At 63.9% G+C, this 17073-nt stretch carries 14 protein-coding genes; 12 read left to right on the top strand and 2 right to left on the bottom strand.

The features are described 5' to 3' along the window. Positions 1–193: 193 nt before the first annotated feature. The 12 genes from V1290_RS34195 to V1290_RS34140 all read left to right on the top strand — a co-directional run bounded on the left by V1290_RS34195 (position 194) and on the right by V1290_RS34140 (position 14323). The gene (locus V1290_RS34195; protein WP_334369262.1) at positions 194–1588 is read left to right on the top strand and encodes an adenylate/guanylate cyclase domain-containing protein; all 1395 of its coding nucleotides are present in this window, start codon (positions 194–196) and stop codon (positions 1586–1588) included. Positions 1589–1932: 344 nt separating this feature from the next. Next, a complete protein-coding gene (locus V1290_RS34190; protein ID WP_334368435.1) occupies positions 1933–2064 on the top strand; it encodes a hypothetical protein in 132 nt (43 codons plus the stop codon). Positions 2065–2744: 680 nt separating this feature from the next. Next, on the top strand, positions 2745–4148 hold the full coding sequence (locus V1290_RS34185) for an efflux RND transporter periplasmic adaptor subunit (protein WP_334368434.1): 1404 nt from the start codon (positions 2745–2747) through the stop codon (positions 4146–4148). A 10-nt stretch (positions 4149–4158) separates the two neighbouring features. Continuing rightward, positions 4159–4914 (top strand): ABC transporter ATP-binding protein, encoded by a 756-nt coding sequence (locus tag V1290_RS34180; protein WP_334368433.1) that lies wholly within the window; start codon positions 4159–4161, stop codon positions 4912–4914. After that, on the top strand, positions 4911–6143 hold the full coding sequence (locus tag V1290_RS34175; protein WP_334368432.1) for an ABC transporter permease: 1233 nt from the start codon (positions 4911–4913) through the stop codon (positions 6141–6143). The genes V1290_RS34180 and V1290_RS34175 overlap by 4 nt, the downstream gene beginning before the upstream one ends. A 313-nt stretch (positions 6144–6456) precedes the next feature. Further along, complete coding sequence (locus V1290_RS34170) at positions 6457–7086, top strand: RNA polymerase sigma factor (RefSeq protein WP_334368431.1); 630 nt, start codon at positions 6457–6459, stop codon at positions 7084–7086. Next, positions 7083–7886, top strand: coding sequence for an anti-sigma factor (locus V1290_RS34165; RefSeq protein WP_334368430.1), 804 nt, complete (start codon positions 7083–7085; stop codon positions 7884–7886). Before V1290_RS34170 ends, V1290_RS34165 begins: the two co-directional genes overlap by 4 nt. A gap of 123 nt (positions 7887–8009) precedes the next feature. Then, entirely contained in the window at positions 8010–9473 is a 1464-nt protein-coding gene (gene radA / locus V1290_RS34160) for a DNA repair protein RadA (RefSeq protein WP_065729777.1), read from the top strand. A gap of 166 nt (positions 9474–9639) precedes the next feature. Next, positions 9640–10269 carry a CvpA family protein gene (locus V1290_RS34155; protein WP_028346521.1) on the top strand — a complete coding sequence of 210 codons (630 nt, stop codon included), beginning with the start codon at positions 9640–9642 and terminating at the stop codon, positions 10267–10269. 31 nt (positions 10270–10300) lie between these two features. Then, a complete protein-coding gene (gene purF / locus V1290_RS34150) occupies positions 10301–11806 on the top strand; it encodes an amidophosphoribosyltransferase (protein ID WP_334369261.1) in 1506 nt (501 codons plus the stop codon). A gap of 156 nt (positions 11807–11962) precedes the next feature. After that, entirely contained in the window at positions 11963–12703 is a 741-nt protein-coding gene (locus V1290_RS34145; protein ID WP_334368429.1) for an SDR family NAD(P)-dependent oxidoreductase, read from the top strand. A 393-nt stretch (positions 12704–13096) separates the two neighbouring features. Next, positions 13097–14323 carry an ABC transporter substrate-binding protein gene (locus V1290_RS34140; RefSeq protein WP_334368428.1) on the top strand — a complete coding sequence of 409 codons (1227 nt, stop codon included), beginning with the start codon at positions 13097–13099 and terminating at the stop codon, positions 14321–14323. Positions 14324–14405: 82 nt separating this feature from the next. Here the strand turns inward: V1290_RS34140 and V1290_RS34135 are convergent, their stop codons facing one another. Further along, positions 14406–15647 carry a TCR/Tet family MFS transporter gene (locus V1290_RS34135; protein ID WP_334368427.1) on the bottom strand — a complete coding sequence of 414 codons (1242 nt, stop codon included), beginning with the start codon at positions 15645–15647 and terminating at the stop codon, positions 14406–14408. Then, positions 15644–17026, bottom strand: coding sequence for a ribosome biogenesis GTPase Der (der, locus tag V1290_RS34130; protein WP_065745089.1), 1383 nt, complete (start codon positions 17024–17026; stop codon positions 15644–15646). Before der ends, V1290_RS34135 begins: the two co-directional genes overlap by 4 nt. Positions 17027–17073: the final 47 nt, after the last annotated feature.

Genomic DNA, 17073 nt, shown 5'->3' with positions numbered 1-17073 from the left:
ATCGCGCGTCGCCGTCTGGTTCCGAAGCGCAGAAACGCGCTTCCGGCCAGCTTCTTTCTGCTACAATCCCCATCGGAGCAATGCGCTCCGCATCCATGTAGCCGTTGGCTTTCAGGCGTGCCAATTTGGTCGGTGATTAGTGTGCTCCTTGCACGATCTGATTCTCGACATGGGAGAACGTGTCTTGAGTGTGATGACGGAAACGGCTGATCTCGCCGATGTCGGCGACCAGCGAACCGGACGAACCGAAGCCCGACAAGACACCCTGAAATTTGCGGAAGCCGCCCTTGTCGAGAGCAAGCGTGAAGGCCTGCTGCTCGCCGTCCGGGCACGCTGGGTCGCGCTGGCCATCACTGCCGTTACCCTGCCGATCATCAACCCGAATTGGGACGTGATCTACTACGTCCTGATGCTGGGCTTCTTTGCCCTGATCGGCTGGGCCCAGCTCAAAGTCGGCAAGGTCGGCCGTTCGCATCTCGAGGTTTTCCTGATTATTTGCGATCTTGCGTTGCTGACCTTCCTCAGCGTCGTGCCCAATCCCTGGAGCACCGAGCACTGGCCAATCGGAATGCAATTCCGGTTTGACAGTTTCATCTATTTCTTCATTTTCCTTGCCACGGCCACCCTCGCCTATTCGTGGCGAACGGTTGTCGCGATGGGCGGATGGACCGCTGCCCTGTGGGCCATTGCCGTCGGTTGGGCCTATCTGCAGCCCGAAACCCATGCCGCGCTGTCGCAGCGCGTCAGGGAAGCTGTTGGCGCAGATATCCGCATGTTCGAGATCATCGATCCTTCGTCGATCGGCTTCGGCGCCCGTTTCCAGGAAGTGACGGTGTTCATCATCGTGGCCGCGATCCTGGCGCTAGCGGTGCGCCGTTCGAATGCGCTCCTGATCAGCCATGCCGGGATCGAACGCGAGCGCGCCAACCTGGCGCGCTATTTTTCACCCAATGTCGTCAATGAACTCTCCGGCAACGACGAGCCGCTCACGCGGGTTCGCACACAAGACGTCGCGGTATTGTTTGCCGATATCGTGGGATTCACTGCCTATTCCGATGGACGAGACCCGAAAGAGGTCATCGACACGCTGCGGCAATTCCATGAGCGAATGGAAAGAGAAGTGTTCCAGCACGGCGGAACGCTCGACAAGTACCTCGGCGACGGCCTGATGGCGACGTTTGGCACGCCATTCGCCAGCGATTCCGACGCGCTGAACGCCTTGCGTTGCGCGAGGGGTATGATCGCCTCGATTGCCGAGCTGAACAGAGAACGGCAGGGCCGCAACGAGCCGCCGATCCAGGTCAGTGTCGGATTGCACTATGGTCAGGTCGTGCTGGGAGATATCGGCCTCAATCGGCTTGAATTCGCTGTGATCGGCACCACCGTGAATGCAGCGAGCCGGCTGGAGGCGCTGACCCGCGAATTCGGATGCGCCATCGTCGTCAGCGACGCGCTGGTGCGGCAGGCCCGCTCGGAATCGAACCATTCGAGCGCCGACTTCGCGTCGCTTGTCGAGCGGCCCGCGCAGATTATTCGTGGTCTCGAGCAACCGGTCGGCATCTGGACATGCGCGAACGTCACGTCATGATGCCTTGAAGCGCGCGATACAAGAGAACACCGAGCGCGAAAAGGTGCGGCGCAGATCACCGTCACCAGGCGACCGCCAACGCCGTCGGCGGCGAAGCGCAGGCCGCAGCCGGTGCCCTGCGGCTGAGTGGCGAAGGGCTTCGAAGCGATGATCTACCTCGCCACCGCCGTCATCCATTCCAGGTGAATCTCAACAGACCCTAGCAGCCCGCAACTAGCTCACAAATGCGCGAGGCCCGCATCCGAACCGTACGCGGAATTCGTACCGGCAGACAGGAGCGACAATCACGCCGCTCCGATGACAGCAACCTACGTCGCTCGCATGAGCGAAAACAGGAGAGCATCATGTCGGATAAGTTCCGCATTGCACTCGCCGTGACCACCTTGGCGCTGGCGACCGTATCGGCCGTCGATAGCGCGTCGGCGGGCATAAACTGGAGCTGGTTCGCAGTGCCTCTGTATGGCATACCGTACTGAGCGCTTGCAGCGAGACGCAGAGGCCGCCCGCCGCCGGGCGGCCTCTGCAGGTTTCGCCAGGCGCGACCATCGCCAAGCTTGCGGCCGGACGAAGCCGTCGCGACGCCGTTCCAAAAATAGCAGCAGTAGTGCGCGTGGCTACCGCGGCGAGGCGATCTTGCGTAGATCATGATGCGATTACATGGAATCGCATCATGATCTCATCGCATTGTTCGAGCATGATCTCCGCGCAAACGCTTCGCGTTTGTTAGCTAAGGGAAAATCGGTTTCCATTTTCCGGATCATGCTCTGCCCCGCAACCAGCTCACGAATGCGCGAGGCCTGCATCCGAACCGTACCTTGAATTCGTACCGGCAGACAGGAGCGACAATCACGCCGCTCCGATGACAGCAACCTAACGTCGCTCACATGAGCGAAAACAGGAGAGCATCATGCCGGATAAGTTCCGCATTGCACTCGCCGTGGCCGTCCTGGCTCTGGCGACCGTGTCCGCCATCGATAGCGCGTCGGCGCACTGGTTTAGCTGGAGGGCAGTGCCTCTGTATTACGTACCGCTCTGATTGCTTGCAGCAAGACGCAGAGGCCGTCCGCCGCCGGCCGGCCTCTGCCGCCGTCGCAAAGCGCGCCCCATCACGCGTCACGCGGCACTCAACTGGAGAAATGGAGGGGTATCGTCACAGATGCGCCGCCTGCTGATCACTCTGCTTGCCATCGCCGCTGCCACCGCGGGCACATTCCATTTCTTTCCGCACTGGAGCGGTGCGCCGGCCCAGCCGTCCTACCGACTCGCCAAGGCAAACGAAGGCGAAATCGTTGCTACGGTGAGCTCGAGCGGCACCATCAATCCGACCACGACAGTTATCGTCGGCTCCCAGCTCTCGGGCCAGGTCGTCGAGCTCCTTGCCGACTACAATTCCAATGTGAAGGCAGGGCAAGTGGTGGCGCGGCTCAATTCGGACCAGATCCTCGCCAAGCTCGATGCGGCGCGCGCCGATCGCGAGCAGGCCCGCGCCAAGAAGCTGGTGCAGAAAGCGCAGATCGAGCGCGTGCGCGCGGACACGGAAAAGGCCCGAGCTGCCGAGGCAGAGATCGAAGCGCAGATCGCCCGCAACGGGGCACTGCTCGCCGACGCCGAGCGCACTTACCAGCGCCAGAGCGAGCTGCGGGCGCGCGGCGTCTCCGCCGAGGCGACGCACGATGCGGCCCGGACGACACGCGATGCCCAGCGTGCGAGCCTCGACTCGGTGAAAGCGCAGCTCAAATCCGCCAAGGCGGAGCTCGTTGGCCTCGAGGCCGATCAGCGCGTGGCAGAGGCGCAGCTTGCAGCCGCGGCCGCGCAGGTCGCCGCACGCGAGGCCACGGTCAGACAGATCGAGGTCGATCTCCGAAACACGGACATCCGCTCGCCGGTTTCCGGCGTCGTGGTTCAGCGTCAGGTCGAGCTTGGTCAGACGGTCGCGGCCGCGCTGCAGTCGCCGACCTTGTTCCTGGTAGCGGACGATCTTCGCCAAATGGAGATATCCGCCAATATAGACGAGGCCGACGTCGGCCGTATCAAGCCGGGCCAGCGCGCGACGTTCACGGTGGGCGCCTTTCCCGGGCGAACCTTCGAGGGAACCGTCAAGCAGGTGCGGTTGGGGTCGCAGACTATACAGAACGTGGTGATCTACACGGCAATCGTCTCGATCGAGAATCCGCGTCTCGAGCTGCTGCCGGGAATGACCGCCACGCTGCGGATCGAAACCGACCGGCGCGACGGGGCCGTGCAGGTCCCGAGTGCCGCCTTGCGCTGGCGCCCCCCGACGACCAGCGACGTTTCGGGCGCACAGGTTTCGCAGTCACAAGGAAGCAATCTTTCCGGCGAGCCGAATGCCGCCCTCGTCGAACGCAATCGGGCCGCGCAGCCTGGGCGTGTCTTCGTGGTCGGGCCGGACGGCAAGCCGCAAGGGGTCACGGTCCGCATCGGCGCAACCGAAGGAGCCGCAACCGAGATCGTATCGGGCCTCGAGCCCGGCCGCGAGGTGATTATCGGCGGCGGAACGCGCACCGCCGAGGCGAAGACCACGCCACGCGGCAGCTTGTAGAGAGGACACCATGTCGCTCATCGAGACCGAGCAGCTCACCCGCGTCTATCGGCTCGGCGACGAAGCCGTGCATGCGCTGCGCGAGGTGACGCTTTCGGTCGCGGCCGGCGAATTCACCGCCATCATGGGTCCGTCGGGCTCGGGAAAGTCAACGTTCATGAACGTGATCGGCTGCCTCGATCGGCCGACCTCCGGCCGCTACCGCCTCGGCGGCGAGGAAGTGTCGGCGATGAGTCGCGATGCGCTCGCCGCCGTGCGCAACCGCAAGATAGGCTTCGTGTTTCAGCAGTTCAACCTGCTCGAGCGTCTTGATGCGCTTGGAAACGTGGAACTGGCGACGATTTACGCCGGGGAGGAGCGCAGGCGACGACGCGACAAAGCCGCGGCTGCACTCGCCCGCGTTGGCCTCGCCGAGCGCCTGTATCATCAGCCGACACAGCTCTCGGGGGGCCAGCAACAGCGCGTCGCCATCGCCCGCGCACTCGTCAACACACCAAGGCTATTGCTCGCCGATGAACCGACCGGCGCGCTCGACAGCCGCACCTCGCTCGAGCTGATGGCGCTGTTCCAGGAGCTGAACAATGAAGGGACGACCGTTGTCGTCGTCACCCACGAACCCGAGGTGGCGCGGTTTGCGTCGCGCCTCGTGCGTTTCCGCGACGGTCACGTGCTGAGTGACAGACTACAGCGCCCGGACGACGCTGCCGCCAAGCTGGTCGCAAGCCCGGTCGAGATCATGCCAGACTTCGCGGAGACGGCAGCATGACGTTTGCTGATGCGGTCATCTCTGCGCTCGACGCGCTGCGGCTGCACAAGCTGCGCAGCTCCCTGACGATACTTGGCATCATCATCGGCGTTGCAGCCGTGATAGCGATGGTGGCGGTCGGCAGCGGTGGACGCGAACAGGTCGCAGCGCAGTTCCGCAGCCTCGGCGCCAACCTGCTCGTGGTCATGCCGGGCAGCATCACCAAATCCGGCGTGGGCCTCGGCTCAGGCTCCGCTTCCTCATTGACAGACGAGGATGCAGCGGCGGCCGTGCGGGAAGTGCCGTTGCTGCAGGTAGCCGCGCCATTCGTTCGCGAAAATGCCCAACTGATCGCTGCCGGCGTCAACTGGTCGAGTCTGGTGTACGGCGTCGATCTTGGCCTGTTCGAGGCGCGCGAATGGGACGTGGAATCGGGTCGACTGTTCGCGCCGGACGAGATCGGCCGCGGAGCGCAGGTGGCGTTGATTGGGCAGTCCGTGGCGCGCGCGCTCTATGGCGGGCTCGATCCGGTCGGGCAGGAGTTGCGGGTGCGCAACGTGCCGTTCCGCGTGATCGGCGTGATGGCAAGAAAGGGCCAATCGGCCTGGGGCCACGACCAGGATGATGTCGTGCTCCTGCCGCTCAACACGGCGCGCCAGCGGGTGTTCGGCCGCAATGCAGCCAATTCGCGCTCGGTCGACTCTTTCTATCTCAAAGTGCGCGAGGGGGAGAGCCTCGCCGCGGCGGAGAGCGACGTGAAGATGCTGCTACGCCAGCGTCACCGTCTGCAGCCGATGCAGGACGACGACTTCACGGTCCGCAACCTCGCCGACATTGCGGCGACGCAGGAGGAAAGCGTGGGCACGCTTGCCTTGCTGCTCGCGATCGTCGCCGGGGTCTCGCTCGCGGTGGGCGGCATTGGCATCATGAACATCATGCTGGTGTCGGTGACCGAGCGCACGCGCGAGATCGGGCTGCGGCTCGCGATCGGCGCGCGTCCACGTGATATCCTGAAACAATTCTTGTTCGAGGCAATCGCGTTGTCGCTCATTGGCGGCGCCATCGGCATTCTGACCGGGATCCTCGCCGCCTGCGCAATCGCGAGCTTAGCCCAATGGCCCCTGCTGATCGAGCCGGAATGGATCGTGCTGGCAGTGCTGTTTTCCGGATTCGTCGGCGTGTTCTTCGGCTGGTTTCCGGCGCTGCGCGCGTCGCGGCTCGATCCGATCGAAGCGTTGCGGCACGCGTGATTGCCGAGCCAGCCTCGTCCGATAGTTTGGAGATGCGCGGGCCCAACTTTCACGCACGTCCGTGGAACCTGTCACGCGCGTCAGTGGAACCGCGTCGTGTACGATCAACTTGTTGGCTTAAGTGTCCATCGGGTTGGTGCTAAGGTTAAAGGCGATGAGAGCAGGCGCGCTCGCTACCTTACTGTCGACTACGCATCGTACCCGCGCAGTCGTTGCCGACCGCCCGCTGCGGGCGCGCTGCGGTCAGGCGACAAGGGCGAGCAAGCAGATGCCGTCGCATGTGACCTCGCGCAGAAGAATCCGACGAGTCGAAATGCCGGAAATCAAGACGGTCAGCTTCGTGCCGAGCTCTGATGAGCGGGTGATCAGCCGATCCATCCGACCGGCAGCCCCAGATGCGGAGACGACGCAGAATCCCGAGACCCTGTTGCAGGCCTGTGCCAGCGGCGATCAGACTGCCCTGCGCAGCCTCTATAAGGGAACGGCACCGCAACTATTCGGACTCGCTCTGCGTATTCTCAGGAGTCGCGAAGCGGCCGAGGAGATCATACAGGATTGCTTTGTTCTCGTTTGGCGCAATGCGCACACCTTCGATCCCAGTCGCGGTGCTGCGATGGCCTGGCTCGCCCGCATCGTCCGGAACCGGTGCATCGATGTCATACGACGGCGCGGGCGCGAGGAGCCACTCGATGATGCACCGATTGAGGACCACGAGGACCCGGCATCGCGTCCGGCCGATCAGGCGGTGCTTAGTCGCGATGCCCGCCGCCTGCAGGACTGCCTTGACAAACTCGAGGAGGGGCCGCGCAATACCCTCAAGCTGATATATTATGAGGGGATGACGTACCAGGAGGTGGCAGCCCATGTGGGCGTGCCACTCGGCACCGTGAAGAGTTGGGTTCGGCGAAGCCTGATCCGGCTCAGGGGGTGTTTGGAGCGATGAACTACGTCGATCCGGAAACGCGTGACCTTCTGGCGGCCGAATACGTACTCGGCACGCTGAGCGGCGCCGAGCGCCGCCGTTTCGAGCGGCTGTTGTCCGGCGACCGCGACCTGCGCGATCTCGTGGAACGCTGGGAACAGAGGCTCAATCCCCTCGCCGAGTCGGTCCCGGCCGAGGAGCCGGCTGCGCATGTCTGGGACGAGATTGCCCGGCAGATCGCGCTGGCACGTGCACCGGCAGCACCGGTACGCGAAGGCTGGTTCGATCGGCTGTGGGACAGCGTCGGCTTCTGGCGTAGCGCGACGGCCTTGGCCGCGGCCACGGCGGCGGCCTTGCTCCTGTACGTCGTTTCGCTCCCGCAGAGTGTTGCGCCGGAGCAGATTGCGGCGCTCGACGCTCGGCTTGCACGCATCGAGGACACAACGAAGGGCCTGGTGGCCTCGCCGCCCACGCACGTGGCGGTGCTGCTCGACAAGGATCAGCGTCCGATGATGACGGCGGATCTCGACGTTGCCGACGGACGTCTGATGCTGCGGCTCAACCTCACGCCGCCCCGTGATTTCAACCGCAATGTGCTTGAGGTCTGGCTGGTGTCCCCGGACGGCACGCGCCGCTCGCTTGGCCTTTTCCCAAGCGAGCGCCCCGGCACAACGACGGCTCTCGTGCTGCCGCATGCCACTGCCGAAGCGCTGGCCCAAGCCGCGCTCGCCGTCAGCCTGGAGCCAAGGGGCGGCTCGACGACAGGGCAGCCGTCAGGTCCGGTCCTGTTCACCGGCTCGCTCATGCCTGTCGCTCTATGACAAGGCAGTCCCACCGAAGCACGCTTTAAGCTCGGCGTCGCCGCGATCGATGCTGCGCGTTCGTGCTTCCGGGCCTAACCGTGTTATGCACGGTGCTCGACAGGAAGCAGCGACTCACATTCGATGGCCAAATCCACCCTCTCCTTCGTCTGCCAGAACTGTGGCGCGGCGTATAACCGCTGGCAGGGCAAGTGCGATTCCTGCGGCGAGTGGAACACGCTTGCCGAGGAAGACACCACAGGCGCGACCTCGATGCCGGTGTCGGTTCGCTCGCGGCGCAAGGGCCGGACGTTTGCGCTGGAATCGCTGACAGGAAAAAGCAACGACGCCCCCCGCCTGCCTTCCGGGATGACCGAGCTCGATCGTGTCACTGGCGGCGGTTTTGTCCGCGGCTCGGTGCTGTTGGTCGGCGGCGATCCCGGCATCGGAAAGTCAACGCTGCTCACGCAGGCTACCAGCATGCTGGCCCGCGCAGGCCACCGCGCGGTCTATATATCGGGCGAAGAGGCCGTGGCGCAGGTGCGGCTGCGCGCCGAGCGGCTGGGCTTGGCCGACGCGCCGGTGCAGCTCGCCGCCGAAACCTCGGTCGAGGACATCGTCTCGACGCTGTCGGAAGGCGCGGTGCCGCGCCTGATCGTGATCGATTCGATCCAGACCATGTGGACAGACACGGTGGAGTCGGCGCCGGGAACGGTGACGCAGGTCCGCGCCTCGGCACAGGCGCTCATTCGTTTCGCCAAGAAAACCGGTGCTGCGATCATCTTGGTCGGACACGTCACCAAGGACGGCCAAATCGCGGGCCCCCGCGTGGTCGAGCACATGGTCGACGCGGTACTGTCGTTCGAGGGCGAAGGCTCGCAGCATTTCCGCATTTTGCGCGCGATGAAGAATCGTTTTGGCCCGACCGATGAAATCGGCGTGTTCGAGATGACGGGGCTCGGCCTTCGCGAGGTCTCCAACCCCTCGGAATTGTTCCTCTCGGAGCGCGATCTGGGCAGCCCGGGAACCGCGGTTTTCGCCGGGATCGAAGGCACCCGCCCCGTGCTGGTGGAATTGCAGGCATTGGTGGCGCCGACCACGCTCGGCACCCCCCGGCGGGCCGTAGTGGGTTGGGATCCGAGCCGGCTGTCGATGGTGCTGGCGGTGCTCGAGGCCCATTGTGGGGTCAAACTGTCCGGCTACGACGTTTATCTGAACGTGGCGGGGGGCCTGCGAATCCAGGAGCCCGCGGCCGACCTCGCGGCGGCCGCCGCCCTGGTGTCTTCGTTGGTAAATGCGCCGTTACCGACGGATGCGGTCTATTTCGGCGAGATTTCGCTCTCGGGCGCGGTCCGGCCGGTGGCGCAGACCTCCGCCCGATTGAAGGAGGCCGCGAAACTGGGCTTTGGCCGCGCTGTTCTGCCCGAATCGGCGCGCGGCGAGGTCGGCGGCGATGGCGGGCTTGCGCTGAACAGCATCGGCGGACTAACCAGCCTGGTGGCTGAAATCGCGGCGCGCGGCAGCCCGAGAGGCAACCGCGACACCAGTCGCGAGGGTGCGGCAGAGAAAAATGCCACACCAGCGCGATTCCGTCGTGAAAACAGCTAAAGCGGCGTGACGCGCCCGCCCCTCGCCGCTATACAACGCGCGCGAAAGGCGGGCGGGATGGCACGATTTCCGGCCTTGCGGGATACGCCGTCTGCCCCTCACTTGGGGGCGACCCTGAGCCGCCGATTCGCTGCCTAAAGGACTTACGAGCGGACCTGACCAGCCGATGCCGATAACGATACTCGATCTCGTCCTGCTCGGAGTGATGCTGATTTCGGGGCTGCTCGCCATGGTGCGCGGCTTCATGCGCGAAATCCTGTCGATCGCGGCCTGGGGCGCGGCGGCGCTGGTGACGCTGTATGCCTTCTCGAAGCTGCTGCCGACCGCCAAGGCCTATTTCAACAATGATACGGTGGCAGCCGTGGCGGTGGTGGCCGGCACCTTCATCGGCACCCTGATCGTCGTTTCCGTGATCACGGTGCGGATTTCGGACATGATCCTGGATTCCCGGATTGGCGCGCTGGATCGCACCCTCGGCTTCCTGTTCGGGCTCGGCCGCGGCCTTTTGATCGTGGTGGTCGCCTTCCTGTTCTTTAGCTGGCTGGTCCCGGACAAGCAGCGGCCGGACTGGATCACCAACGCGAAGTCTCGAACAGTGCTGGATGGAACCGGGCAGTGGTTAATGTCGCTCTTGCCTGACGACCCCGAGAACACCATTTTAAAGAGATTCAAGAAGAATAAACCGGAAGACGATCAAACTGACGCCGACCAGGCAGCCCCTGCATCCGGCGATGGCTACAGCAAACCTGCCCGCGACAGCCTTAAAAAGCTGATCGAAAAACCCGCGGGCCGCTAATTCTGGCCAAAATAGAGAGGCGATGGACGCGATGCAAAACCCTTCCGATCCCGCCGGGCAACTCGATCTAAATCCTGGCATCGAGTTGCAGGACGATCTCGAAGGCGACACGCTACGCGAGGAATGCGGCGTGTTCGGCATCTTCGGCCACCCGGAAGCCGCTGCCATCACGGCGCTCGGACTACACGCCCTCCAGCATCGCGGCCAGGAAGCCGCCGGCATTGTCTCCTTCGACGGCAGCCGTTTCCATTCCGAACGCCGCCTTGGCCTCGTCGGCGATACCTTCTCCCGCCGCGAGGTGATCGAGCGCCTGCCCGGCATCGTAGCGGTCGGCCATGTCCGCTATTCCACGACCGGCGCGACCATCCTGCGCAACGTGCAGCCGCTGTTCGCCGAGCTCAATGCCGGCGGTTTTGCGGTTGGCCATAATGGCAATCTCACCAACGGGCTGACGCTGCGCCGCGAACTGGTGAAGAACGGCGCCATGATGCAGTCGACCACGGACACCGAAGTGATCCTGCACCTGGTCGCGCAGTCCAAACGCAGCCGCTTCATCGACCGCTTTATCGAGGCGCTGCGCGCCATCGAAGGCGCCTATTCGCTGGTATCGCTGACCAACAAGAAGCTGGTCGGCGCACGCGATCCGCTCGGTATCCGTCCGCTGGTGCTTGGTGATCTCGACGGCTGTCCGATCCTGACTTCGGAGACCTGCGCGCTTGACATGATCGGCGCGAAATATGTGCGCGACGTCGAGCCCGGCGAAATCGTCGTGTTCGACGAAGAGGGCGCCCACAGCCACAAGCCGTTTCCGCCGAAACCGCCGCGGCCCTGCATTTTCGAATACATCTACTTCTCACGGCCGGATTCGATCGTCGGCGGCCGTTCGGTCTATGAGGTCCGAAAGGCCTTCGGCGCGCAGCTCGCCCGCGAAAGCCATGTCGAGGTCGACGTCGTCGTGCCGGTGCCGGATTCCGGCGTGCCGGCGGCGGTCGGCTACAGCCAGCATTCCGGCGTGCCGTTCGAACTCGGCATCATCCGCAACCACTATGTCGGCCGTACCTTCATCCAGCCGACGCAGAGCGTGCGCGAGCTCGGCGTGCGCATGAAGCATTCGGCCAATCGCGCCGCGATCGAAGGCAAGCGGATCATCCTGATCGACGATTCACTGGTGCGCGGCACCACGTCGAAGAAGATCGTGCGCATGATGCGCGACGCCGGTGCGCGCGAGGTGCATTTCCGGCTCGCTTCGCCGCCGATCCTCTATCCCGACTATTACGGCATCGACCTGCCGGACCGCGGCGGGCTTCTCGCGGCCACTCACACGCTGGAAGAGATGCGCGACATCATCGGCGCGGATTCGCTGGCGTTCCTGTCGATCGACGGCCTGTACCGCGCCATGGGCGAACCGGGGCGCGACCCCGCCAATCCCAAATTCTCCGACCATTGCTTCACGGGTGCCTATCCGACGCACCTCACCGACCAGACCCAGGTCGAGCCGCAGCCGCGCCAGCTCTCGCTCTTGGCAGAGGCGAGCTGAGAACACCCAACGGTGTCGTCCCTGCGAAAGCAGGGACCCATAACCACAGGCCTTCGTTTTCCGGATGCCATCAGTTATTGACACCTCCTCACCTCATGAGCGCCGCGGCGTATGGGTCCCTGCTTTCGCAGGGACGACGATGATCGAGCTAGTTCAATGACCAAACCCCTCGCCTCCCGCATTGCGCTCGTCACCGGCGCCTCACGCGGCATCGGCTATGCCGCGGCGCTCGCGCTGGCAAAGGCCGGCGCGCACATCATTGCCGTCGCGCGCACACAAGGCGGCCTTGAGGAACTCGATGACGAGATCCGCAAAGACGGCGGCAGCGCCACGCTGGTGCCGCTCAACCTCACCGATTTCGACGGCATCGCTCGGCTCGGCGCGGCGCTGCATGAACGCCACGGCAAGCTCGACATTCTCGTCGGCAATGCCGGGGTCGCCGGCCCCTCCTCGCCGCTCGGGCATATCGAGCTGAAGCCCTGGAACGACGTGTTCGCAGTAAACGTGACTGCTAACTTCCAGCTCATCCGCTGCATGGATCCGCTGCTCAAGGTCTCGGACGCCGGCCGCGCCGTCTTCGTCACTTCGGGCGCCGCCAGCAAGGCCAACGCCTATCAGGGACCCTACGCGGCCTCGAAGGCGGCGCTGGACACGCTGGTGCGCTCATGGGCCAACGAGACCGCAAGCACGAAACTGCGCGTCAACCTGTTCAGCCCCGGCCCGATCCGCACCCGCATGCGCGCCAGCGTCTTCCCCGGCGAAGACCCGATGACGCTGGATACGCCGGAACAGGCGGCTGAATTCATCGTGCCGATGTGTGCGCCGGAATGGACCGAGACCGGCAAGCTCTATGACTACAAGACCCGCACACTGATGAGTTTTCATCCGCCGGCTTGAGCATCTTACGAGCTCTCTCATTGTAAGCGCAGCGGCTTGTCCGCCGAAGCTTTGGCGAATGCGGAAAGCTATCCATTTCGCCGCTTGTTGAGACATGAATTCGCCCTCCCCCGTGCATTGCGTGAAACTCGCCAATGACGGGTTGCTCTTTGTCTGCGATCTCATGAACGACCGCATCCAGTTGTTCAGAAAAGATGGAACCTTCGTTAAGGAATGGTTTTACGGAAAGAATGCCCGGGGCAATGGTGCGGTGTGAGACATCGCGATCTGGCCCGAGTTGACGCCGGACGCGCTACGATAGGTGCCTTGCCCGCGGTTCTGAGAAGGACTATCGCAAAGCCGCTGGCAGGTTCCGAAAAGAGAGCCGGCGAACAACATTTCTGGAGGAATACCATGACGACTGGAATTGCGCGGCGCTTCGCCGCTTCCGTGGCGCTTGCCGCACTCGCCCTGGCGACGCCAGCACTGGCCCAGGACAAGACCGTCAAGATCGGCGTGCTGAATGACATGTCGAGCCTCTATGCCGACATTGGCGGCCCCAATTCGGTGGCTGCAGCGAAGATGGCGATTGACGATTCCGGCCTCGCCGCCAAGGGTTGGAAGATCGATCTGGTCAGTGGCGATCACCAGAACAAGCCCGACGTCGGCGTCAACATCGCCAGGCAGTGGATCGACAACGACAAGGTCGACGTCATCGCCGACACGCCAAACTCCGGCGTCGCGCTCGCGGTGAGCAACCTCGTCAAGGACAAGAACGTTGTCCTGCTCAATTCGGGCGCAGCCACAGCCGATCTCACCGGCAAGGCCTGCACGCCGAACACGATTTCCTTCACCTACGACACCTACATGCTAGCCAACGGAACCGGCAAGGCGCTGACCAAAGCCGGTGGCGATAGCTGGTTCTTCCTGACCGCAGACTACGCGTTCGGACATGCGCTGGAACGCGACACCTCGGCAGTCGTCACCGCCAGCGGCGGCAAGGTGCTGGGCGGAGTCAGGCATCCGCTGAATACGTCGGACTTCTCGTCGTTCCTGTTGCAGGCGCAGTCCTCGAAGGCAAAGGTGGTTGGCCTTGCCAACGCTGGCGGCGACACCACCAATGCGATCAAGCAGGCGTCCGAATTCGGCATCGTTGCGGGCGGTCAGAAGCTTGCGGCGCTCCTGCTCTTCATTAACGACGTTCACTCGTTGGGCTTGAAGACTGCGCAAGGTCTGACGTTCACGGAATCGTTTTACTGGGACCTGAACGACAAGACGCGCGAATGGTCCAAGCGCTTCCAGAAAGTATCACCGAAAGGCACGATGCCCTCGATGACGGTGGCGGGGGTTTATGCAGTGGTGCTGCACTATCTCAAGACGCTCGACGCGATGGGCGGCAATCCGCATGACGGCGCCAAGGTCGTCGCCAAGATGAAGGAATTGCCGACCGATGATCCACTGTTCGGCAAGGGCCCGCTGCGCGCCGACGGCCGCCGTCTCATTCCGGCCTATCTGTTCGAGGTGAAGAAGCCGGAAGAGTCGAAGGGGCCGTGGGATTACTACAAGCAGATCGCCACGATCTCGGCGGAAGACGCCGCCAAGCCGCTCGAAGCCAGCGAGTGCCCGCTGGTAAAGAAGTAAGAATTGTAGGGTGGGTTAGCGAAGCGTAACCCACCTCTTTTCACGCAAGCGAGCGGTGGGTTACGCCTTCGGCTAACCCACCCTACTTTTTCAGCGTGCGCCACGCAATCAACAGCGCGAGCCCCAACAGTGCTGCCGCCAGCAGGAACGGCGCGCCCGGCAATTTCACCGGCGCCTGGTCGCTGATGAAATAGGCAAAGGTCAGCGTGAACAGGAACGGTCCCGCCATCTGGGCGATGCTGTTGACGCTGTTGGTCGCGCCCTGCAACTGGCCCTGCTGATCCGGCGCAACGAGCTGCGTCGTCAGGGCCTGGATCGCCGCGCCTGCCACGCCCCACAGCGCCATAACGGGAATGCCGGTCCAGAACAACAGCCCGGTCGGCGCCGCGCCATAGATGAAGAATCCCAGCCCGCCGCTAGCGAGCCCGAGCAGCAGCGCGCTGCGCTCGCCAAGACGCGTGACGATCGGCCCGACGCCCGCACCCTGCACCACCATGGCGCACACGCCAACCAGAGCCAGCGTGAGCCCCACCGTTGTCGTGTCCCAGCCATACCGATAGGTGGCGTAGAGCACGAAGGTGGAAGGCAGCACCACATGCGCGACCTGGCCAAAGAAATTCGCCAGCGACAGGCCAGCGAGAATCCGGTTCGAGCGCAACAGATGCAATGCGCCGAGCGGACTGGCGCTCTTCCAGTGGAACGGCGCGCGCCGATCCCGCGGCAGCGACTCGGGGAGGATCAGCCAGCCATATAGCGCGTTCGCAAAGCTCAGGCCCGCCGCGACCCAGAACGGCAGACGCGGATCCATGCCGCCGAGCAGGCCGCCGATGGCGGGGCCGAGAATGAATCCGGCGCCGAACGCCGCGCCAATCTTGCCGAACACCGCGGCACGCCGTTCCGGCGGCGTCACATCGGCGATATAGGCAAAGGCCGTGGAAATGCTGGCCGAGGTGATGCCTGAGATCACCCGCCCGATAAACAGCCAGGTCAGCGACGGCGCCAGCGCCATCAACACGTAATCCAGCGCCAGCCCGAAATTCGATAGCAGTACCACCGGCCGGCGGCCGAACCGGTCCGAGAGCGCGCCAAGGATCGGCGAGAACAGGAACTGCATCAGCGCCCAGGCGGTGCCGAACAGGCCGAAGATCCGCGCCGCCGTCGCGGTGTCGTTGTCGACAAAACTCTCCACGATCTTGGGCAGGATCGGCAGGATCAGGCCGAGCGCGAGCATGTCGAGCAGGATGGTGACGAAGATAAAGGCCGCCGCGCCACTGCGCACCGGCGGCTTATCGTCGGCAGCAGCGGTGGACGCCTGTTCGCTCATGACGGCCGCTTGCGCTTATGCGCGAACGGATTGGCCTTTTCGCGCAGCGTGATGCGGATCGGCGTGCCCGGCAGGTCAAAAGCCTCGCGCAGGCTGTTGGTGAGATAGCGCAAGTAGGATTGCGGCACGGCGTCCGCGCGCGAGCAGAACAGCACGAAGCTCGGCGGGCGCCCCTTGGTCTGCGTGATGTAGTTCAGCTTCAGCCGGCGGCCTGACACTGCGGGCGGCGGGTTGGCATCGACTGCCTGCTCGAACCAGCGATTGAGCGCGGCCGTAGGCACGCGCTTGTTCCAGACTGCGTAGGCATCCTGGATTGCGGTCATCAGGCGATCGATGCCCTCGCCCAGCAAGCCGGACACGGCGACGATGGGGACACCTTTCACCTGCGGCAACCAGTGATCGGCATCGCTGCGTAGCGCCGAAATCAGATGCGGCTTGCGCTCCATCAAATCCCACTTGTTGACCGCGAGCACGATCGCCCGCCCCTCGCGCTCGATCAGATCGGCGATGCGCAAATCCTGTTCCTCGAACCGGTTCTGCGCATCCATCATCATCACGACGACTTCGGCAAAACGCACGGCGCGCAGCGCGTCCGCCACCGACAATTTTTCCAGCTTCTCCTCGATCCGCGAGCGCCGCCTTAAGCCCGCAGTATCGAATACGCGGAAATCGCGTCCCTGCCAGGTGATCTCCACCGAAATGGAATCGCGCGTGGTGCCGGCCTCGGCGCTGGTCAACAGCCGCTCCTCGCCGAGCAGATGATTGATCAGCGTCGACTTGCCGGCGTTGGGACGGCCGACGATGGCGACGCGGATCGGACGCTGGGCGAGATCCTCGTCCGATACGATATCGTCGTCGTCGAACTCTTCCCGCTCTTCAGCCGGCTCCGGCATCAGTGCGGCGAGCGCGTCGTAGAGATCGCTCAAGCCCTCGCCATGCTCGGCCGAAATCTGCACGGGATCGCCGAGCCCCAGCGCGTAGGATTCCATCGCGCCGATTTCGCCGTGCTTGCCCTCGCTCTTGTTGGCGACCAGCACCACCGGCTTGTTGGCGCGGCGCGCGAAATCGGCAAAGGCGCGATCGTTCGGCGTCAGGCCCGCACGGGCGTCGATCACGAACATCAGCGCATCGGCCAGGCCGATCGCGGCTTCGGTCTGCTCCTGCATTCGTGCCGTGAGCGAGCCCTTGGCGCCCTCGTCGAGGCCGGCGGTATCGATCACGGTGAATTCGAGATCGCCGAGACGCGCGCTTCCCTCGCGGCGATCGCGGGTGACGCCGGGCTCGTCGTCCACCAGCGCGAGCTTCTGCCCGACCAGCCGGTTGAACAGCGTCGACTTGCCGACGTTGGGTCGGCCGATGATGGCGATCGTAAAGGACATAAATGATCCAAACGCCCGTTTCTGAAGGGCGTGTCAATCGAACGAAA

The sequence above is a fragment of the Bradyrhizobium sp. AZCC 1578 genome (genome assembly GCF_036924675.1).
Classification (GTDB): domain Bacteria; phylum Pseudomonadota; class Alphaproteobacteria; order Rhizobiales; family Xanthobacteraceae; genus Bradyrhizobium.
This window is presented reverse-complemented; position numbering and strand designations above follow the sequence as displayed.